The 18,305-nt window shown below is 70.7% G+C and carries 17 protein-coding genes; 5 read left to right on the forward strand and 12 right to left on the reverse strand.

The genetic code is table 11. From position 1 onward, the window contains the following. Window positions 1–49 precede the first annotated feature (49 nt). From AB0G04_RS42645 to AB0G04_RS42655, 3 genes are all read right to left on the reverse strand, one after another. On the reverse strand, window positions 50–1,357 hold the full coding sequence (locus AB0G04_RS42645) for an extracellular solute-binding protein (protein WP_360995958.1): 1,308 nt from the start codon (window positions 1,355–1,357) through the stop codon (window positions 50–52). A gap of 104 nt (window positions 1,358–1,461) precedes the next feature. Beyond that, the gene (locus tag AB0G04_RS42650) at window positions 1,462–2,478 is read right to left on the reverse strand and encodes a LacI family DNA-binding transcriptional regulator (RefSeq protein ID WP_360995961.1); all 1,017 of its coding nucleotides are present in this window, start codon (window positions 2,476–2,478) and stop codon (window positions 1,462–1,464) included. A 180-nt stretch (window positions 2,479–2,658) separates the two neighbouring features. Further along, entirely contained in the window at window positions 2,659–5,565 is a 2,907-nt protein-coding gene (locus AB0G04_RS42655) for a glycoside hydrolase family 3 C-terminal domain-containing protein (RefSeq protein ID WP_360995964.1), read from the reverse strand. A gap of 223 nt (window positions 5,566–5,788) precedes the next feature. Between AB0G04_RS42655 and AB0G04_RS42660 the strand changes: the two genes are divergently transcribed. Continuing rightward, window positions 5,789–7,141, forward strand: coding sequence for an FAD-dependent oxidoreductase (locus AB0G04_RS42660; RefSeq protein ID WP_360995966.1), 1,353 nt, complete (start codon window positions 5,789–5,791; stop codon window positions 7,139–7,141). On the opposite strand, the gene AB0G04_RS42665 is transcribed toward AB0G04_RS42660, so the two are convergent. Beyond that, window positions 7,138–7,680: a hypothetical protein gene (locus tag AB0G04_RS42665; protein ID WP_360995968.1), complete on the reverse strand. Its 543-nt coding sequence runs from the start codon at window positions 7,678–7,680 to the stop codon at window positions 7,138–7,140. The two genes, AB0G04_RS42660 and AB0G04_RS42665, sit on opposite strands and share 4 nt — an antisense overlap. On the opposite strand from AB0G04_RS42665, the gene AB0G04_RS42670 reads away from it, so the two are divergent. Then, on the forward strand, window positions 7,679–8,275 hold the full coding sequence (locus AB0G04_RS42670) for a hypothetical protein (protein ID WP_360995971.1): 597 nt from the start codon (window positions 7,679–7,681) through the stop codon (window positions 8,273–8,275). The genes AB0G04_RS42665 and AB0G04_RS42670 overlap by 2 nt on opposite strands. Next, window positions 8,272–9,042, forward strand: coding sequence for a hypothetical protein (locus tag AB0G04_RS42675; RefSeq protein WP_360995974.1), 771 nt, complete (start codon window positions 8,272–8,274; stop codon window positions 9,040–9,042). The genes AB0G04_RS42670 and AB0G04_RS42675 overlap by 4 nt, the downstream gene beginning before the upstream one ends. 156 nt (window positions 9,043–9,198) lie before the next feature. Here AB0G04_RS42675 and AB0G04_RS42680 read toward each other — a convergent pair whose 3' ends face one another. Genes AB0G04_RS42680 through AB0G04_RS42690 form a run of 3 tightly spaced genes read right to left on the reverse strand, consistent with a single transcriptional unit; the run spans window position 9,199 to window position 12,287 of the window. Continuing rightward, the gene (locus tag AB0G04_RS42680; protein WP_360995977.1) at window positions 9,199–10,356 is read right to left on the reverse strand and encodes an acyl-CoA dehydrogenase family protein; all 1,158 of its coding nucleotides are present in this window, start codon (window positions 10,354–10,356) and stop codon (window positions 9,199–9,201) included. A 15-nt stretch (window positions 10,357–10,371) separates the two neighbouring features. After that, window positions 10,372–11,121 carry a 3-oxoacyl-ACP reductase FabG gene (fabG, locus tag AB0G04_RS42685; RefSeq protein WP_360995980.1) on the reverse strand — a complete coding sequence of 250 codons (750 nt, stop codon included), beginning with the start codon at window positions 11,119–11,121 and terminating at the stop codon, window positions 10,372–10,374. Between the two features lie 17 nt (window positions 11,122–11,138). Further along, window positions 11,139–12,287 (reverse strand): acyl-CoA dehydrogenase family protein, encoded by a 1,149-nt coding sequence (locus tag AB0G04_RS42690; RefSeq protein ID WP_360995983.1) that lies wholly within the window; start codon window positions 12,285–12,287, stop codon window positions 11,139–11,141. Window positions 12,288–12,376: 89 nt separating this feature from the next. Between AB0G04_RS42690 and AB0G04_RS42695 the strand changes: the two genes are divergently transcribed. Beyond that, window positions 12,377–13,024 carry a TetR family transcriptional regulator gene (locus AB0G04_RS42695; RefSeq protein WP_360995986.1) on the forward strand — a complete coding sequence of 216 codons (648 nt, stop codon included), beginning with the start codon at window positions 12,377–12,379 and terminating at the stop codon, window positions 13,022–13,024. Window positions 13,025–13,063: 39 nt separating this feature from the next. Continuing rightward, window positions 13,064–13,468 (forward strand): RidA family protein, encoded by a 405-nt coding sequence (locus AB0G04_RS42700; protein ID WP_360995989.1) that lies wholly within the window; start codon window positions 13,064–13,066, stop codon window positions 13,466–13,468. A 311-nt stretch (window positions 13,469–13,779) separates the two neighbouring features. Here AB0G04_RS42700 and AB0G04_RS42705 read toward each other — a convergent pair whose 3' ends face one another. The 5 genes from AB0G04_RS42705 to AB0G04_RS42725 form a co-directional block, all read right to left on the reverse strand. Next, entirely contained in the window at window positions 13,780–14,751 is a 972-nt protein-coding gene (locus tag AB0G04_RS42705; RefSeq protein ID WP_360995992.1) for an S-4TM family putative pore-forming effector, read from the reverse strand. Between the two features lie 117 nt (window positions 14,752–14,868). Then, entirely contained in the window at window positions 14,869–16,044 is a 1,176-nt protein-coding gene (locus AB0G04_RS42710; RefSeq protein ID WP_360995995.1) for an ABC transporter permease, read from the reverse strand. Then, the gene (locus AB0G04_RS42715; protein WP_360995998.1) at window positions 16,041–16,709 is read right to left on the reverse strand and encodes an ABC transporter ATP-binding protein; all 669 of its coding nucleotides are present in this window, start codon (window positions 16,707–16,709) and stop codon (window positions 16,041–16,043) included. The genes AB0G04_RS42710 and AB0G04_RS42715 overlap by 4 nt, the downstream gene beginning before the upstream one ends. Beyond that, complete coding sequence (locus AB0G04_RS42720) at window positions 16,706–17,764, reverse strand: peptidoglycan-binding domain-containing protein (protein WP_360996000.1); 1,059 nt, start codon at window positions 17,762–17,764, stop codon at window positions 16,706–16,708. The genes AB0G04_RS42715 and AB0G04_RS42720 overlap by 4 nt, the downstream gene beginning before the upstream one ends. Further along, window positions 17,761–18,225, reverse strand: coding sequence for a hypothetical protein (locus tag AB0G04_RS42725; protein ID WP_360996003.1), 465 nt, complete (start codon window positions 18,223–18,225; stop codon window positions 17,761–17,763). Before AB0G04_RS42725 ends, AB0G04_RS42720 begins: the two co-directional genes overlap by 4 nt. Between the last annotated feature and the right edge of the window lie 80 nt (window positions 18,226–18,305).

Genomic DNA, 18,305 nt, shown 5'->3' on the forward strand with positions numbered 1-18,305 from the left:
CCTCGCGGGGGGGCGGGGGGGTGTGCCCACCGCCCGCGCCGCGCCACGCTCATTTGCCGAGGTCGGCCAGGTTCTCGTTGTACGGCTTCGCGATCTCGTCAAGGAAGGCGTCCGGAGTCTTCGAGCCGTTGATCAGGCCCTGGGTGCCGGCCACGAGCACGTCGTAGTAGCCGGGCGCCGGCCAGTCCGGGTAGAACGCCAGGCCGTCCGAGGTGGAGATCTTGTTGAAGGTCTCCACCAGCTCCCTGTTCTTCGGGTCGGTGATCGCCGCCGGGTCGGCCGCGACCGGGACGCCACCGCTGTTGCCGAGCAGTGCCTGCACCTCGGGCTGCATGGTGATGTCGATGAAGTCGTACGCCAGCGCCTTGGCCTTGCTCTTCTCCGGCACCACCCAGAGGTTGCCGCTGGAGCCCGGGTGCAGGGTGTTGCCCGGGAAGAGGAACGTGCCCCACTCGAAGTCCTTGATCTCGTCGGCGAACCGGCCGTACCACCAGGAGCCGGAGATCAGGATCGGGAACTTGCCCTGGGTGAACGAGACCCCCATGTCCTCGGCCTTGATGCCGGCCGAGTCCTTGCTGATGTAGCCCTTGCTCACCCACTCGGCGAAGGTCTGTGCGCCGTAGGTCAGCTGCGGGCCCTTGAAGTCGACCTTGTTCTTGTAGAGCTGGTAGTCGTCGACGAACTTGCGGTCGGCCTTCGACAGCGCGAGCTCGTAGAAGATCTGCTGGGCCGGGTACTCGGCGCCGCCGACCGCGAGCGGGGTCACCTTGTTCTGCACGAACGTGTCCATCACCTTGGTGAACTCGTCCAGCGTGGCCGGGACCGCCAGCTTGTACTGGTCGAACATCTTCTTGTTGTAGTAGACCGTGACGAACTCACCGTAGTTGGGCACGCCGAAGACCTTGCCGCTGCCCATGATGCCGTCGTCGTCGTACTTCGCGGTGGTCTGCAGGCTGGTGCTGAGTTTGGAGTCCCAGCCGCGCTTGGTGAACTCGTCCGAGATGTCGGTGAGCAGACCCTGCTTGGACAGCAGACCGGCGGTCGCGTTGCCCTTGTTGTATTCCATGATGTCGGGCGCGCTGTCGGAGTTGAGGATCATCTGGGCGTTCTGCTGGATCTGCTCGAAGCCCTTCTCCTCGAACTTCACCTCGACGCCGGGGTGGCTGGCCTTGAACAGCTCGATCGCCTTGTTCCAGGCGATGCCCATGGCGCTGTTGGGCCCCTCGTAGTGCCAGAGGGTCAGGGTCTTGGCGTCGGCGCCTTCGGTCGCGCCGTCGTCGCCGCCGCACGCGGTGAGACCGAGGGTGGCTGCCAGCAAGAGAGCACCGGCCGCGAGACCGGATCGTGTTCGGAGCATTGCGGTACCTCCGGGGGAAGTTCTCGCCATCGACGTTCGCGCCATCGTCGAAGCGCTTCGACGATCGGCCTTGTCGAGACGCTATGGAACGAGCCCGCTTCATGTCAACGGTGTGACGTGGAGATTTCCCCGCAGGAATCGCGCTCGACCAGACCGGGTGCCAGCAGCCGGGTGTACTCCACGCGACGGCCGTCCAGCAGCCGCATCGCGGTCTCCACGGCCAGGGTGCCGACGTCGTGCGCCGGGATGTCGATCGAGGTCAGGCTGATCGGCATCATCGTCGCGACGTCCCGCGGGCAGATCGCGACGACGGAGATGTCCTCCGGGACGCGGCGGCCGGTGGCGTGCAGCAGGTCGAGCAGCGGCCGCAGTGCCTCCTCGTTGTGCACCACCAGGGCGGTCAGGCCGTCGAGTTCGGCGTCGAGGTCGGCCATGCACGAACGCACCCCCTCAGCGCCCGGCTCGCACGGATGCGTCACCGTCCGCCGGCCGAACTCGGCCGACGCCTCCAGGAAACCGGTGAGGAATCGGTCGGCGTAGGTGGTCTGCCGCTTGTACACCGCCGGGGACGGGCCGACCAGGCCGATCCGCTGGTGGCCGTGCCCGGCCAGGTGGGCCAGCGCCTCCCGCGCCGCCGCCCCGAAGTCCAGGTCGACACAGGCGATACCGGTGTGGTCGGCGGGCAGGCCGATCAGCACCGACGGCTGCTTGAGCTTGCGCAACGCCGGGATCCGGACGTCGTCGCGCTCCAGGTCCATCACTATCAACGCGTCGACCATGGTGCTGTGCGCGACCCGCTCCAGACCGGCCGTGCCCTCGTCCTTGGTGAGCAGCAGGACATCATGGTTGTACGAGCGGGCCGCGGTCACGACGGCGGTCGCGAACTGCATGATGACCGGCACGTTCACGTCCACCCGCAACGGCGCGACCAGGGCGATCACATTCGTCTTGCTGCTCGCCAGGGCACGGGCGCCGGCGTGCGGGTGGAAGCCGAGCTCGGCGATGGCGGCCTGCACGCGGGCGCGGGTCTCGGCCGAGATCGGGCGGCGGCCGCTCAACACGTACGACACCGTGCTGGGCGACACCCCCGCCGCCTTGGCGACATCGTTGATCGTCGGCATTGCGCCTCCCCAAGTCGCCACAGCCCGTACTGCGAACGATCCTACTGATCAGCGCTTCCACCCCCACGCGTGGTGACCCACGCCCGCCGGCAAGCCACACCTCACCACACAACGGCCGGCGCCCACCCACGTGGTGACCCGCGGCGCTCCGGCGGGCGCAGGTCACCACGCAGGGTGCGGTCAGCGGATGGTGAACGTGGCCAGTCGCAGGCCGGAGCTGAGCACCAGGTAGACCGGCTGGCGGCCGGAGAAGCGGGCGAGCCTGGCGGTCACCTCCGTGTACTCGTAGGGGTCGGCGGTGCCGGCCGGTGTCGCGGTACCGAGCAGGCGGCCGGTCGGGGAGCCGAGGCGCACCTCGATCGTCCCGGCGCCCGAGGTGCGGGCGGTGAAGGTGGTGCCGCCGCGCAGGGCCGCGTCCTTGAACGCGATCCAGTCCCCGTCCGCGGACGCCCCGACCACGGTTCCGCTCGCTTTGGTCTCATCGAGCAGCCGGGCACCGGAATAGGCGTCGAAGGTCTCCGCCCGGGTCGGCCGGGACAGGTCGCGGGCCGGGATCGTCTCGCCGCGGACCGACCAGGTGGCCCGCTGCCGGATGTCGGCCGACGAGGAGCCGAGCAGCACGTCGTGAACCGAGTTCTCGACCACCCACCGTTGCCGGGTCTGATCCCACCGGGCCACGTCGGCGGGGTCGAGGGCGAACGTGACGGTCTTCGACTGCCCGGCCGCCAGCGACACCTTCCGGAAATCGCGGAGCTGCCTGACCGGGGTGGCGTCGCGGGAGGACCGCTGATGGGTGTAGAGCTGGACCACCTCGTCACCGGCCCGGTCACCCGCGTTGGTCACCGTCACGGTCACTCTGCCGTCGCGGACGACCGGGACGCCGTACCGGAACCTGGTGTACGACAACCCGTGCCCGAACGCGTAGAGCGGGGTGTCGTCGCTGTACAGGTAGGTCTGCTTCGTGTCGATGATGTCGTACTGCAGCAGGTCGTCCGGCAGCTGGGACTCACTGCGGGGCCAGGTCTGGGTCAGCTTGCCGGACGGGTTGACGTCGCCGTAGAGCACGTCGGCGACCGCATGGCCGGTCTCGGCCCCGGCATGCGTGGTCCAGAGGATGCCGGGAACGTGCGCCTGTGCCCAGTTGATCGTCTGCGGGTAACTGCTCTGCACCACCACGACGGTCCGCGGGTTGGCCGCCCGGACCGCCTTGATCAGCGCCTCCTGGCGGGATCCCAGTCCCAGGCCGGCGCGGTCGTGGACCTCACGGCCGGCGACGAACGGGTCGGTGCCGACGACGACCACGGCCGTCTGCGTCCTCCTGGCCTCGGCGGCGGCCTGGGCCACCCCGTCGACCAGCAGCTCCTTTGTGAACCTGGCGGCCGACGAGCGGTTCCCCAGGGTCAGGGCACCGTCGGCGCCCACGGTCACGTAGTCGGTGTCCGGGAACCACGACTCCTGGGTCTCGTAGCCGGTGTAGCGCAGCACGACCGTACCGTCGCCCTGGTCCTCGATCTTGAATTGTTCCTGGACGAACCAGCCGGACGGGTCCTCGGCCCGGGTCACGAACGGGCCCCAGGCATAGCCGACGAGCTTGCCGTTGGCGACGCTGCGCAGGGTGGAGACGCCGTCGCCCCAGTCGACCGTGTCGAACTGGGCGGCGGCCTCGGTCGCGCTGGTCGCGGTGACACCGACGTTGCCGGAGCCGGCCGTCACGTAGCGGCCCGTGGTGACCTCCTTGAGCGCGATCCGGTCGGCGCCCGCGCTGGTGGTGACGGCCGACGCCCGCTCGGTGATCCCGTCGAGCACGCTCACCTTGTAGGGCAGCTGGCCCCCGTACCAATCGGTGTAGAGCCTGTCGGCGGTGGGACCGACCACGGCGACCGAACCGCCGGCCCGGAGCGGGAGGATGCCGTTGTTCTTCAGCAGGACCGCGGCCTCGGCGGCGGTCTCGCGGGCCAGCGCGCGGTGCGCCGGACTGTCGATCACCGAGGGCGAGATTCCGGCGTACGGGCCACCGTCCGGATCGAATTCACCGAGGCGGAAGCGGATGCTCAGCGCATTGCCGACCGCCTTGTCGATGTCGGCCTCGGCGAGCAGCCCCCGCTCGAGCGCCTCCCGGATCGCGGTCACGGTGGGTACGGCATCGGTGTCGTTGACGGTGAAGCTGTCCAGACCGGCCTTGAGGGTGGCCGCGTTCGCCTCGGCCTGGGTGGCGAAGTAGGCCTGCGAGCCGGTCAGGTTGGTCGGCGCCCAGGCGTCGCTGACGTTGAAGAGCCGCTGGTCGCTCCAGTCGCGGACGAGGGTGCCGAGGTCCGGGTCGACGGTGGCGGGCCGGCCGTTGATCAGGTTGTAGGAGGCCATCACACCGGTCGCCGCGTTGTTGCGCAGCGCGATCTCGAACGGTTTGCGGTCGTACTCGTTGAGCACCCGCTGCGGCACGTTCGACGAGGTCCGGTCCCGAGCGGTCTCGTTGTTGTAGGCGGCGTAGTGCTTGAGTGTCGGCGCGACCTTGAGATGATCCGGGTCGTCGCCCTGCAGCCCGCTGCCGTACGCGGTGGCGACCACGCCGGACAGCAGCGGGTCCTCGGAGTACCCCTCCTCGTTGCGGCCCCAGCGCGGGTCCCGCAGCAGGTTGACCACCGGCGCCCAGGCGTTGAGTCCCCAGACCGCCGGGTTCTGCGCGTGGAAGCCGCGCAGTTCGTCGCCGACCGCACTGCCGACCCGTTCGATCAGGGCCGGGTCCCAGGTGCTGGCCAGGCCGACGGCCTGCGGGAACACCGTGGCCGTCGCGTCGATCTTGGCGCCACCGGCGGACTTGTCGGTGGACCACGCGACGCCGTGCAGCGCTTCCGTGCCGGTCTTGAACATGTCGAGGCCCAGGCGTGGGACGGCCGGCTGGAACTGGTGCAGCAACGAGATCTTCTCGTCCAGGGTGAGCCGGCTGAGCAGGTCGTCGACGCGCGCGGCCAGCGGCAGGCTCGGGTCGCGGAAGGGGTGGGCCGGGGCGGCTGCCGTTGCCGCGCCGGGGACGAGAGGAACGATCAACAGGGCCGCGGCGAGTGCGGTCAGCCCGCGTCTGAGACGCATGGCGGTCTCCTTCACGAATTGGATAAGCGCACGATTAAATGACCGTCCGGCGACTTGACCAGCGGTTACGCAATTAACGGAAATCGGTCGAAGCGCTTCGACGGACGGTTCAAGGAAACGGACGGCGGAATGGGTATCGGTGAGGGTCACCATAGAACTCGGCTGATGCGATGGGCAACCACTGCCCGTGGCTTCGCAGAAATCTTCCGGTAACCGGGGCAGAATGGGCCGGGTGCGAATGATCGTCATCGGCGGCGACGCGGCCGGCATGTCCGCCGCGTCCCAGGCCCGTCGCCGGCTGGGGCCGGGCGACCTGCGAATCACCGCGTTCGAACGCGGTCAATACACGTCCTACTCGGCGTGCGGTATCCCGTACTGGGTGGGCGGGCTGGTCGACGGGCCGGACGACCTCATCGCCCGGGACCCGGCCACGTTCCGGGAGAACGGGATCGAGGTGCACACCGGGCACGAGGTCACCGGCATCGACCTGGCGGCCCGGACGGTCACCGTCCACGACCGCACCGAAAGCTTCGACCATCTGATGTACGCGGCCGGCGCCACCCCGATCCGCCCGCCGTGGGCGGACGTCCCGGCCCGCGGTGTCTTCGGCGTGCAGACGCTCGGCGACGGCGCGGCCCTGCAGGAGTGGCTGGAGGGCGACCACCGCACCGCCGTCGTGATCGGCGCCGGCTACATCGGCGTGGAGATGGCCGAGGCCCTGCAGCGCCGCGGCCTGCGGGTCACCCTCGTGGAACGCTCCGGGCAGCCGATGTCCACGATCGACCCGGACATGGGCGCGCTCGTCGCCGACTCGATCCGCGGACTCGGCATCGAACTGCGCACCGGCGTCACCGTCGAAGGGCTGGAGACCACCGGCGGCCGGGTCAGCGCGGTCGTCACCGACGACGGGGTGCTCCCCGCCGACGTCGTGGTCCTCGGGCTCGGCGTACGGCCGAACACCGCCCTCGCCGACGCCGCCGGGCTCCCGCTCGGCATCACCGGCGCGCTCGCCACCGACCTGCGGCAGCGTGTCACCGGCCCGGACGGGATCGTCGAGGGCGTGTGGGCGGCCGGCGACTGCACCCAGGTCACCCATCTGATCAGCGGACGGCCCATGCATGTGCCGCTCGGCACCCACGCCAACAAACAGGGCCGGGTCGCGGGCATCAACATCGGCGGCGGATACGCCACGTTCCCCGGCGTCATCGGCACCGCCATCACCAAGATCTGCGACTTCGAGGTGGCGCGGACCGGGCTCTCCTCGAAAGAGGCCGAGGCGGCCGGGTTCCGGTACGTCACGGCGACCGTCGAGTCCACCAACCGGGCCGGTTACTTCCCAGGCGCCGTGCCGATGACCGTCAAGCTGATCGCCGAGAAGGACACCGGGCTGCTGCTCGGCGCCCAGATCGTCGGCCGGGCCGAGGCCGCCAAACGGATCGACGCCTTCGCCGTCGCCGTCTGGAACCGGATGACGGTCACCGAGATGACCGCACTCGACCTCGGTTACGCGCCGCCGTACGCCCCCGTCTGGGATCCGGTTCTGATCGCCGCCCGCAAGGCCGGCGACGCGCTCTAGCCGACGACCAGGACCGCGGATCCGCCGTTCCAGCTGCCGGTGAGGGTGGCGGCGGCGCCGGAGGCCGGGGCCGGCACCCGGACCACGGTGAGGTCGCCCGGCTCGGTGCCGCTGCCGCGCAGGTGCAGCGACGGCTCCCGGCGGACCAGCTCACCGCCGTGGTCGACCTCCTCGGCCGCCTCGTGCCCACCGGACCGGATCGCCTCGGCGGTCACCGCCCGGTAGACCGGGTCGCCGGTCGCGTCGTAGACCCAGCGGGTGCCCAGCACCGAGTGCTCGGTGGTGCCGATCAGCCACTCCTCCGCCCCGGCCAGCGGGGCACCCCGGTAGGTGAGCGGCACGTGCCACAGGGTCCCGTCGGCGGCACGCACGATCAGCGTCTCGATCCCGACATCCCCGGCCGGATCGTCGAACCGGGCCGCGGCGACCCGCTCCGGCTCGGGACCGTCCGGGCCGGTGAACCAATCCTGGCCGGGGAGCCATCGGGCGAGCAGTTCGAGCTTGCCGGGAACGATCTGTGCCTTGTGGAGAAGCGCCATGCCCGGCAGCCTAGGGCACGTGGTCATCTCCGTTCTCGACGAACGCGTCCGCGAGACGATCGACGTGGCCCGGCCGTACTGGCAGCGGCTGAGCGACGCGACGTCCTGGTCGGAGGCGACGAACCGGCGTCTCGACGAGCACGACCACGGCCGCGGGCGCTACCTTCCGGCCCCCGCCGAACCGGCCCGGGCGATGGCCGGCCTGCTCGCCACACGCTGGGGTGCCGCCGACTTCGGATGGCTTCACGACCATGTCCCGGGCGGGCTGCCGCATCTCACCGAACGACTCGGCGGTCCGCTCGGCCGGGTGCCGCTGCGCCCGCAGTGGGAGGGCGCGGACGTGGCCACCCTGCACGCCGAGGGCTGGAGCGCCGAGCGGATCCGGCGCGACGCCCTCACCCCGGCCGAGGCTCCCGCCGACGAGCGGCTCGCGGCGATGGTCACCCGCGGGCGGCTGCCGACGCTGGTACGTCTGTGGCAGTCCACCGGCCTCCCCGACGACGTCGCGCCGCGGTGCGCCGCGGCCGGCCTGTCACCGGACGAGGCCGTCGACCGGCACCGCGACGGAACGCTCGCAGAAGTACGGGAAGCATGAGAGCGCTGTGGGCGATACCCGTCGCGGTGCTGCTGACCGTCGTACTGATGCCGGTCAACGACGGCTTCTACGAGACGTGGATCAACTACGACGCGCAGGGCGACAGCCAGCAATGGGAGTGGCGGTACCACCGGGAGGTCATGCGGAACACCTCCGGCTATCTGTGCGGGCACGTGCTCGCGCTGCTCACCGGGGTGTGGCTGGCGCAACGGCACCGGTATCCGGTGGCGCTCGCCGCCGCTGCGGGTGTCGCGTCGGCGATGGCCGCGGCGGTGTTCGTGGCCGCGCGGGCGATCGGCGGCGAACGGGTACGGGTCACCACGGACGGGCGGGTCCTCTGGGAGCCGGGGGCAATCGGCGATCTCCCGTACGGGCCGCTGCTCGCGGCGTTCCCGCTCTACGCGCTGGCCGGAGTGGGGCTCGGTGTGCTGTTCGGCGGACGGATCCGGTCGCGGGCTGCACGGATCGTGGCCGTGGTGGTTCTGGCGGGTGGCTGGATGGTGGCCACCATGGCCGGGTTGTTGCAGGACGACCGGCTGGGCCTTCCGATGTGGACGCTGGTGGTCGTGCCGCCGCTGGCCGCGGCGACGGTGATCGGCATGGCGTCGTTGTCACTTGACGCCTGGGATCTCTACCCGTCCCTCACCGGCGACTGGGGCGACGCGGCGGCGGACGCCCTGGTTCTCGGCCTGACGGCCTGGACCGCGGTGCTCGCCGTGGCTGCCCGGGCGCGAGCCGCGGCCGCCGGCCCCAGCTCACGCCGGTGATCCGGCACCCCAGGGATACCTGGGGTACTGCCGGCGGTCTTACGGTGACCGTCGCATACGCCCGGCGGTCGCGCTGACGGCCCGGACCACCGCGTAGGTCGCGCGGTGGCCCGGGACTGTTCCGATGCGGCGAGGGCTGACCCGTCCGTACCGGATCTAGAGGCCCATGTCCTTCGCGATGATCATCTTCATCACCTCGGACGTGCCGCCGTAGATCCGGTTGACCCGGTTGTCGGCGTAGAGGCGGGCGATCGGGTACTCGTTGATGAAGCCGTAACCGCCGTGCAGCTGCAGGCAACGGTCGATCACCCGGTGCGCGGCCTCGGTGCAGAAGAGCTTCGCCGACGCGGCCTCGGCCGCCGTCAGCTCGCCCGCGTCGAGGGCCTCCAGAGCCCGGTCGGCGACCGCCTGCGCCGCGTCCACCTCGGCCTGGCAGGCGGCCAGCTCGAACTTGGTGTTCTGGAAGCTGGCGACCGTCTGGCCGAAGACCTTGCGCTCCTGCACGTACTGCTTGGCGAACCGGACCGCGGCAGCGGCCTGCGCGTACGCGCCGTAGGCGATGCTCAGCCGCTCCTTCGGCAGATTCTTGCCGAGGTAGTAGAAGCCCTTGTTCTCATCGCCGAGCCGGTCCTCCACCGGTACCTTCACGTCGACGAACGCCAGCTCGCCGGTGTCGGAGGTACGCAGGCCCAGCTTGTCGAGCTTGCGGCCGACCGAGTACCCGGGCAGCGTGGTGTCGACGTTCAGCAGGGTGATGCCGTAGCGGCGGTCGTCGGGCTTCGACGGCGAGGTACGCGCGCAGACGATCACCCGGTCGGCGAGGACACCGCCGGTGATGAACGTCTTCGCGCCGTTGAGGACGTAGTGCGACCCATCCTCCGAGAGACGAGCGGTGGTGCTCATGCCGGCCAGGTCGCTGCCGGTACCCGGCTCGGTCATGGCGAGCGCGTACATCGTGTCGCCGGAGACGAAGTCGGGCAGCCAGCGCCGCTTCTGCTCGTCGGTGCCGAGGTCCAGCAGGTAGGGCAGGCCGAGTGCGACGTGCGCCCCGGCGGCACCGAAGGAGACACCGGCGCGCATGGTCTCCTCGGTCTGCACGGCGGCGAACTTGAAGCTGGAGATGCCGGCGCCGCCGTACTCCTCGGGCACCTCGATGCCGAACAGGCCCAGCTCGGCGAGCTGCTTGTAGAAGTCCCGCGGCACCTGGCCGTCGGCGAACCACTGGTCGTAGCGGGGAACCACCTCGGTCTCGATGAAGTCCCGCAGGGTCTGGCGGAACGCCTCGTGGTCCTCGTTGAAAACAGTGCGGCGCATCAGAGTTCCTCTTGACTAGAGACGGCGTCCGCCGTCGACGTAGATCGTCTGTCCGGTGATGAAGGATGCCGCGTCACTGGCGAGGAACGCGACAACCCGGGCGATGTCCTCGGGGCGGCCGACCCGGCGCAGCGGCGTGATCTCGGCGGCCTTGGCGCGCATGTCGGCCGCGGACACACCGACCCGGGCGGCGGTGGCGTCGGTCATCTCGGTGACGATGAAACCGGGCGCCACCGCGTTGACGTTGATGTTGAAGGGGCCCAGCTCCATGGCGAGAGTACGGGTCAGGCCCTGAATACCCGCCTTTGCCGCGGAGTAGTTGGCCTGACCGCGATTGCCGAGCGCGGACACACTCGACGTGTTCACGATCTTGCCGGAACGCTTCGCGACCATGTGCCGCTGGGCGGCCCGGCTGCACAGGAACGCGCCCCTCAGGTGCACGTTCATCACGATGTCCCAGTCGAGCACGGACATCTTGTGCAGCAGGTTGTCGCGGAGCACCCCGGCATTGTTGACCAGCACGTCAACTCCGCCGAGCTCCCCGGCGACCTTGTTGATCACGGCGTCGACCTGGGCCTCGTCGGCCACGTCGCAACCGAACGCGACGGCGGTTCCGCCGGATGCCTTGATCCGGTCGACGGTCTCCGAGCAGGCCTGCTCGTCGAGGTCGAGAACGGCGACAGCGGCACCCTCGCGGGCGAACTGGAGGGCGGTGGCGGCGCCGATACCGCGTGCGGCACCGGTGACGACGGCTACCCGGCTCATATGGTGACTCCCCTGTCTCAGAACGCGCTGATTCCGGTCAGCGCACGGCCGATGAGCAGTTTCTGGATCTGGCTGGTGCCCTCGTAGAGCGTCGTGACGCGGGCGTCCCGCATGGCCTTGCCGACCGGGAACTCGTCGACGTAGCCGTACCCTCCGAAGATCTGAATGGCCTGGTTGGCGGCCTTGACCGCGGACTCGGTGGCGAACAGCTTCGCCATGGAGGCCTCGGTCCGGTACGGCAGACCGCGGTCGACCAGGTCGGCGGCCCGCCAGACGAGCAGGCGGGCGGCGTCGGTCTCCACCGCGATGTCCGCGATCATCTCCTGGACCAGCTGGTACGAGGCGATGGGCTTGCTGAACTGGGTGCGCTCCTTCGCGTACGCGACGGAGGCCTCGAGGCAACCGCGGGCCAGGCCCACCGAGCCGGCGGCGACGGCGATCCGACCCTTGTCGAGCGCGGTCATCGCGATCTTGAAGCCCTCGCCCTCCTCGCCGAGCCGGGCGTCGTCGCCCACCCGCACCCCGTCGAGGCTGATCTCCGCCGTCGCCTGGCCACGCAGGCCGAGCTTGCCCTTGATCTCTCTTCTTCCGAAACCCGGCAGATCCGTGGGTACGAGGAACGCCGTGATGCCCTTCGGGCCCGGCCCGCCGGTGCGCGCGAAGATCAGTGCCACTCCGGCCCAGGTCCCGTTGGTGATGAAGATCTTCTCGCCGGAGATCACCCAGTCGTCGCCGTCGCGGACCGCTTTCGTGATCAGGGAGCCGGCGTCGGAACCGGTGCCGGGCTCGGTCAGGCCGAAGCAGCCGAGCGTCTCGCCGCCGCACAGGGGCGGGAGCCATCGGGCCTTCTGCTGCTCTGTCCCGTACTTGGCGATGTTCTTGGCCACCAGGCCGAGGGAGACCGAGACGATGCCGCGCACCGAGGTGTCGCCGCGCCCCAGTTCCTCCATCATGAGGCAATACGTCAGGAAGTCACCGCCCGAGCCGCCCCACTCCTCGTCGATCCCGAGCCCGAGGAAACCCAGCTCGGCCAGCTTGCCGACGATCTTGGTGTCGACCTGCTCGGCCCGGTCCCACTCGGTGGCATGCGGGACGACCTCACGATCGACCCACTCGCGGGCGAGGTCCCGGAACTGCTGCTGTTCCGCCGTCAGGCCGAGGTCCATAGCGGCTCCCGTAATTGAACGCTGTCAGGTTTCTCGCGCCATGCTAACTTAACAGCGTTAGGCAATCCAAGGGGTTCGAGGAGGCACACATGGCCCGGCCCACGACACCGCTGCTCAGCCGGGCCGGTATCCGCATCTCCGCACTGGAGATCATCGACCGCGACGGGCTCGACGGGCTCAGCATGCGCAAACTGGCCGCCGCGCTCGGCGTCTCGGCACCCGCGCTGTACTTCCACTACCCCACCAAGGAGCACCTGCTCGACGAGGTGGCCAGCGAGATCATGGAGAAGGTGGACGTGTCGGCGTTCGCCCACGGCTGGCGGGAGGGTCTGCTCGCCTGGGCCCGCTCCTACCGGGCGGCGCTTGCCGAGCACCCCAACATCGTCCCGTTCCTGGCCCGCGGCCCCGGTCAGCGCGACGCCTCACTGCGCCGCGCCGACGCCATCCACGGCGGCCTGGTCGCCGCCGGCTGGCCGCCCCGTGAGGCCACGATGATCGGCGCGTCCACGAAATATCTGGTACTGGGCGCGGCGATGGGCAGCTTCTCACGCGGGTTCGTCGACGACGTCCAGGTCTATCTGGACCGCTACCCGTCGCTCGGCGACGCGCACCGGCTGCGCGAGCACGCCGACACCGTCGACCGGGACAGCTTCGAGTTCGCCCTGACGATGTTCGTCGACGGTCTCGCGGCCCGCCTGGCCGGCCCCGCCACGGCACCGGTGCAGGACCGGCGTTAAATCGGTGGCCGCCTCCGGCTGCGGTTCGATAATGGACCGATGATCGACAGGTCCAACCCGTCCACCGTGCACGAGCCCGACGGCTACAGCCACGTCACCATCTCGTCCGCGGGCCGGCTCGCCCACCTCGCCGGACAGTGCCCGGTCGACCTCTCCGGTGCCGTCGTCGGCGAACCCGGCGACTTCGCCGCGCAGACCGAGCAGGTGATCACGAACTGCCTGGCCGTCCTGGAGGCGGCCGGCGCCGGGCCGGCCGACGTCGTCCGCTCGGTCGTCTACGTGGTCAGCGCCGACAGCGGCGATCTGACCGCGGTCTGGCGGCAGCTCAACGCGTCGCCGCTGGCTCCCGCCTTCACCACGGCGAGCACCCTGCTCGGCGTGACCGCCCTCGGCTACCACGGGCAGCTCGTCGAGGTCGACCTCACCGCGGCCCTGCCCGACTGATCCCGCCCGGACCGATCCTGTGCGGATCCGGTCTGAGCGCAGCCACCCGACTTTCGCCATTCCAGCCGCCGACCGCCTACGGGCGGCAGTTCTCCAGAGGCATACCCCCCTGCCCCTGCACGTGGCGACTTACGGCTCGCCGGTGGGCGCCGATCGGCCTCTCCCGCGTGGTGAACTGCGGCTCACCGGCGGGCGCAGGTCACCACACTGCGGGATGTACATCGCGGCGGCAGGGCAGCGGCAGACGTACGTGGCCGCGGCGAAGAACGCAGCAGAGCGCGGCGAGAGCGGCGGCAGACGCCGGAGGGCGGTTACGGGCGGTGACCGGGGCGGGGCGGGCGTACGTTCAGGCCGGCGTTCACGAGAGCCCGGCGCATCTCGGCGAGCCCGGCCGTGAAGTCGCTGCTGTCCTGCGCGTAGTACCGGCGAAAGAACCAGGACGGCACCCGAGGCGCCCGTCGCCGGGTGAGGAACAGCTGGTCCTGCACCTGACGGGCGATCAACCACAGATCCTGTCGTACGGCCGGGTCCTGTCCGGCCGGTGCGGCCAGCAGACACCGCGACCGGGACCAGCGGGACACCCGGCTCCGATCGGCGAAGATGCCGCGCTGCTCACGGAACGTGTCCCAGCCGAGCATCAGCAGTCCCAGCGACGGCACGCACCACTGCACCAGGAAGTCCGTGACGGTCGAGCCGCGCAGCATCGCCGAGAACAGCCCGAAGGCGGTCCAGGCGAGCAGCGCGGCGCCGACCACGCGGGCGTACCGGCGGCGCACCCGGCCACCCCAGGCGAGATTCTGCTGCTGGCGGGCCAGCACGTCGAACGGCGGCGGCAGGTTCGGCATCGCGTACGACTCCCGCAGCGAGTCCTCCGAACCCCGGAACCGGCTGCTCAGCTTGTGCACGTCCTCGGGTGGCACCTCGTCACCGGCGAGCACGTGGTTCCAGGTCAGGTGGAACATCCGCACCTCGAACGTCTCCTGCAGCAGGGCGGCACGGTGCAGTTCCCGGTGCGCCCAGGACGCCAGACCCAGCGAGTAGATCAGCGCCCAGAGCGCACCGGCAAGCGTGACCGTGATGCTCAGCGAACGGGTGAACGGCGTCGCGTTCAGCGAGCCGGCCAGCACGGCGACAAGCCCGGCGACGGCCAGGGTGACCGAGATGACGATGCGTGTCGCTGCGAGCTGCCGGACCCGGGCGTGCGAGACCGTCATCGCTCGGAGAAGGTGGCAGAGCGTCGGCTCCAGCTGCCGCTGCCGAACCACGGATCTGCGATCGGACATGCGCGCCACCGCCTGTCCAGGGAATTGATTTGGTACGCCAAGATTATCCCCGATATTCAGATAGGCTCGTCTATTTCTCCAGATAGCGGGGTGGGTTCTCCAGATAGCGGGGTTGGCTCACGGCATCTGAAGAGCTTCGGTCGGTGACAGCCGGGCGGCGCGGACCGCCGGGTAGAGACCGGCCACACCACCGATCGCCAGCGTCGCCGCCAGACCCCCGGCCAGCGCCCACGGCGGGACGACCCACGGCCACGACTTGTACGTGGCGTAACCAGCGGTGACCGCCGCCCCCAGCAGCACTCCCCCGGCCCCGCCCAGCGCTGAGAGCAGCAACGACTCGGCCAGGAACTGGATGCGTACGTTGCCCCGGGTGGCGCCCAGTGCCCGCCGCAGACCGATCTCCGGCCACCGCTCCAGCACCGAGATGACCATCGTGTTGGCCACCCCGACGCCGCCGACCAGCAACGCCACCGCGCCGACACCCAGGAGCAGGCCGGCGAACGCCTGACCGGTGGCCTGCTTGGCGGCGAGCGCGTCGGACGGCCGGGACACCGCCACCTCGTTCGGCGCCGACGGGTTCGCGGTGGCCGCCAGCAGCTCCCGCACCGATGCGAGCCGGGTCTCGTCGGATCGGGTGTAGACGGTCGTGGCGTGCCCGTCGAAGTCCAGCCACCCGGTCGCGGCCGGCCATCCGGTCAGGACCGCGCTGTCCAGGTCGGCGGCGAGCGGTACCGGCTCCAGGATGCCGATCACGGTGAACCGCACACCGCCGGCCACGATCTGGACGTCCGGGCCGGCGGCTCCGATCCCGAGCCGCTCGGCCGCCTGGGCGCCGAGCACGACCGCCGGGAAGGCGCCGGTGGCGGAGTTGAGCCATACACCGTCGCGCAGCCGCGCACCGACCGTGCCGAGCAGGCTCTCGCGGGCCGCGTACGCGGTGATGCCGTTCGTGCGTACCTCGGGGATCTTCTCCGACCGGTAGACCTTGGCGTCGCTGATCCGGCCGATCGCGGACACCCCCTCGACACCGCCGATCCGCTCGATCATCGACTCGGCCTCCAGCGGCAGCTCGGCGTCCTCGCCGAGCAGTGTCTGCCCGGGACCGACGGTGAGCAGGTTGGTGCCGAGGGCTGACAGGGTCCGGTCCAGTTCCGCACCGGACGACGACGAGATCCCGACGACCGCGACCATCGCCGCGATCCCGATGGCGATGCCGAGCGCCGACAGGAACGCCCGCATCGGCCGGGTCCGCAGGCCCACCCCGCCGACCCGCACCACGTCCGCGGCTCTCATCGCACCACCTCCCCGGTGAGGACGCGGCCGTCGCGCATCCGGATCTGCCGTGGCAGCGAGGCGGCGATCTCCCGGTCGTGCGTGATGATCACGACGGTGGTGCCGGACTCGTTCAGCTCGCCGAGCAGTTCCATCACCCCGTCACCGGAGTGCGAGTCGAGGGCGCCGGTCGGTTCGTCGGCGAGCAGCAGCGGGGGCCGTCCGACGACCGCGCGGGCGATGGCCACCCGCTGCCGTTCGCCACCGGACAGCTCGTGCGGGTCGTGCCGCAGCCGGTGCCCCAGCCCGACCCGCTCCAGCGCCTCGGCCGCGAGCCGGCGGCGTTCGGCACGCCGGACATCGCGGTACAGCAGCCCGTCGGCGACGTTGTCCAGCGCGCTGGTGCCGGCCGCCAGGTGGAACTGCTGGAAGACGAACCCGATCCGGGTGGCCCGCAGCGCCGCCAGCCGCCGGTCGGACAGCGCCGCCACGTCGAGACCGTCGATCCGCACGGTTCCCGAGGTGGGCCGGTCCAGCGTGCCGATCAGGTTGAGGACGGTCGACTTGCCGGAGCCGGACGGTCCGACGACGGCCACCAGCTCGCCCGCCCCGATGTGCAGGTCCACCCCGTCGAGGGCTCGCACCCCGCCCGGATAGGCCTTGATGACGTCGATCATCTCGATCACTTCGGTACCCCGACCGTCATGCCCTCGGCCAGCCCGGCCCCGCTGATCTCGACCCGGCCGTCGGCGAACAGGCCCGTCTTCACCGGCACCCGGCGGGTCGCACCACCGTCGACGACCTCGACGGCGAACCCGCCGCCGGCGGCGGCCGTCAGGGCCGCCACCGGCACGGTCAGCACACCCTTGCGTTCGGCCGCGGTGAACGTCACGCCGACAGCCGCCGAACCGAGGGCGGCCGCCGCCTTCGCGTCGGTCAGGGCGATCTGGGCCTCCACCTCGGTGGTGGGCTCGGCGTCGGCACCGCTGCCCGGCTCGATCACGGTGGCCACCTCGGTGACCTTGCCGGCCGCCCGCGCACCGTCGGGCAGTGTCACCGACGCGGGTGCCCCGGTCTTCGCCAGCGCGCCTTCGGTGACGTCCAGCCGTACCGTGATCACCTTGCTGGTGCCGGTCCAGGTGAGCAGGTCCCGGCCGGGTCCGGCGGTGACGCCCACCTCGGCGATCAGCGAGTCGACGCGGATCGCACCGGCGGCGAACACCACCTGACCGAGCGCCACCACACCGGTCTCGGGCAGGCCGTTGTCCTCCTGCCATTCCTCGACCGCGTCGGCCGTCGACCCGGTGTACTCGTCGTCGGCGGTGAAACCGTCATAGCCGATCGCCGTCAGGTTGCGTTCCAGCTGGGCGACGTCCGGGCCCTCGGCACCGGGCGCCAGGTCACGGTACGCGGGCACGGTGCCGTACATCAGAACCGCGGGGTCGTCGTCGATCCGGTGCAGCGGCTTCCCGCGGGTCACCCGGGCGCCGCTGGCCGGCAGCCAGGTGACGGTTCCGGCGCGCCGGGCCGTGGCGGTGCGCGTGGGGCCGTACCCCAGCTCCCCGTCGGCCTCCACCGACTCCCGCAACGTCTGCCGGGTGATCGCCGTGGTGGCCGGCGGCAGGCGGTCGCCGGGTTTGGCGTCGTCACCACCACCGGGCCGGGCGGCCAGCACCGCCGCGGTGCCGGCCGAGGCCACCGCCACCACCCCGGCGACGATCTTCAGGGTGCGCCCGCTCATCGCGGCGCCTGCATCAGGGACGCGCACGCCTTCTCGGCGGTCTTGAAGTCCGGGTCCTCCGCGGAGCTCGGGTCGAGGCGGACCATGCCGCCCTCCGGGTCGGGGAAGCTCGCCACCCCCTTGTCGCGCATGCACTGCGCGTACTCGCGCATCTTCTCGTCCCGGGCCGGGTCGGGGGCGTCACCGCCGGCCACCGCGGCCGGCGCCCACTCGCGGCAGGCCTCCATCGCGGCCTGCACCTTCTGCTGGTCGCTGCCCGGGCCGAACTTGAGCGTCATGCCCTTGCCCGGTTCCGGGTCGGGTACGTCGAGGCCCTGCCCGCGCAGGCACTCGGCGAACTTCAGGTTGCGGGCGTCCGGGTCCAGCGACGGCGCGGCGGCTGGCGCGGCCGGGGCGGCCGGCTCGTCCGCGCAGCCGGCGAGAAGGAGGAGCAGGGCCATGCACGACATCAGTTTCTTCATGGGCCACAGCGAAGCCGGTACGCCGTTTCCGGGGCGTTGGCCGGACGCCAACACCGTGGAAACATCATCGGTGACACGAT

The organism is Actinoplanes sp. NPDC023801 (genome assembly GCF_040639655.1).
GTDB lineage: Bacteria > Actinomycetota > Actinomycetes > Mycobacteriales > Micromonosporaceae > Actinoplanes.

Excerpts from the sequence above, each read along its gene's own strand:
- fabG (WP_360995980.1), bottom strand. The coding sequence starts at position 11,121 with ATGAGCCGGGTAGCCGTCGTCACCGGTGCCGCACGCGGTATCGGCGCC.
- AB0G04_RS42655 (WP_360995964.1), bottom strand. The coding sequence starts at position 5,565 with ATGCGTCTCAGACGCGGGCTGACCGCACTCGCCGCGGCCCTGTTGATC.
- AB0G04_RS42690 (WP_360995983.1), bottom strand. The coding sequence starts at position 12,287 with ATGGACCTCGGCCTGACGGCGGAACAGCAGCAGTTCCGGGACCTCGCC.
- AB0G04_RS42680 (WP_360995977.1), bottom strand. The coding sequence starts at position 10,356 with ATGCGCCGCACTGTTTTCAACGAGGACCACGAGGCGTTCCGCCAGACC.
- AB0G04_RS42695 (WP_360995986.1), top strand. The coding sequence starts at position 12,377 with ATGGCCCGGCCCACGACACCGCTGCTCAGCCGGGCCGGTATCCGCATC.
- AB0G04_RS42700 (WP_360995989.1), top strand. The coding sequence starts at position 13,064 with ATGATCGACAGGTCCAACCCGTCCACCGTGCACGAGCCCGACGGCTAC.
- AB0G04_RS42650 (WP_360995961.1), bottom strand. The coding sequence starts at position 2,478 with ATGCCGACGATCAACGATGTCGCCAAGGCGGCGGGGGTGTCGCCCAGC.
- AB0G04_RS42725 (WP_360996003.1), bottom strand. The coding sequence starts at position 18,225 with ATGAAGAAACTGATGTCGTGCATGGCCCTGCTCCTCCTTCTCGCCGGC.
- AB0G04_RS42720 (WP_360996000.1), bottom strand. The coding sequence starts at position 17,764 with ATGAGCGGGCGCACCCTGAAGATCGTCGCCGGGGTGGTGGCGGTGGCC.
- AB0G04_RS42710 (WP_360995995.1), bottom strand. The coding sequence starts at position 16,044 with ATGAGAGCCGCGGACGTGGTGCGGGTCGGCGGGGTGGGCCTGCGGACC.
- AB0G04_RS42670 (WP_360995971.1), top strand. The coding sequence starts at position 7,679 with ATGCCCGGCAGCCTAGGGCACGTGGTCATCTCCGTTCTCGACGAACGC.
- AB0G04_RS42660 (WP_360995966.1), top strand. The coding sequence starts at position 5,789 with ATGGGCCGGGTGCGAATGATCGTCATCGGCGGCGACGCGGCCGGCATG.
- AB0G04_RS42665 (WP_360995968.1), bottom strand. The coding sequence starts at position 7,680 with ATGGCGCTTCTCCACAAGGCACAGATCGTTCCCGGCAAGCTCGAACTG.
- AB0G04_RS42675 (WP_360995974.1), top strand. The coding sequence starts at position 8,272 with ATGAGAGCGCTGTGGGCGATACCCGTCGCGGTGCTGCTGACCGTCGTA.
- AB0G04_RS42705 (WP_360995992.1), bottom strand. The coding sequence starts at position 14,751 with ATGTCCGATCGCAGATCCGTGGTTCGGCAGCGGCAGCTGGAGCCGACG.
- AB0G04_RS42645 (WP_360995958.1), bottom strand. The coding sequence starts at position 1,357 with ATGCTCCGAACACGATCCGGTCTCGCGGCCGGTGCTCTCTTGCTGGCA.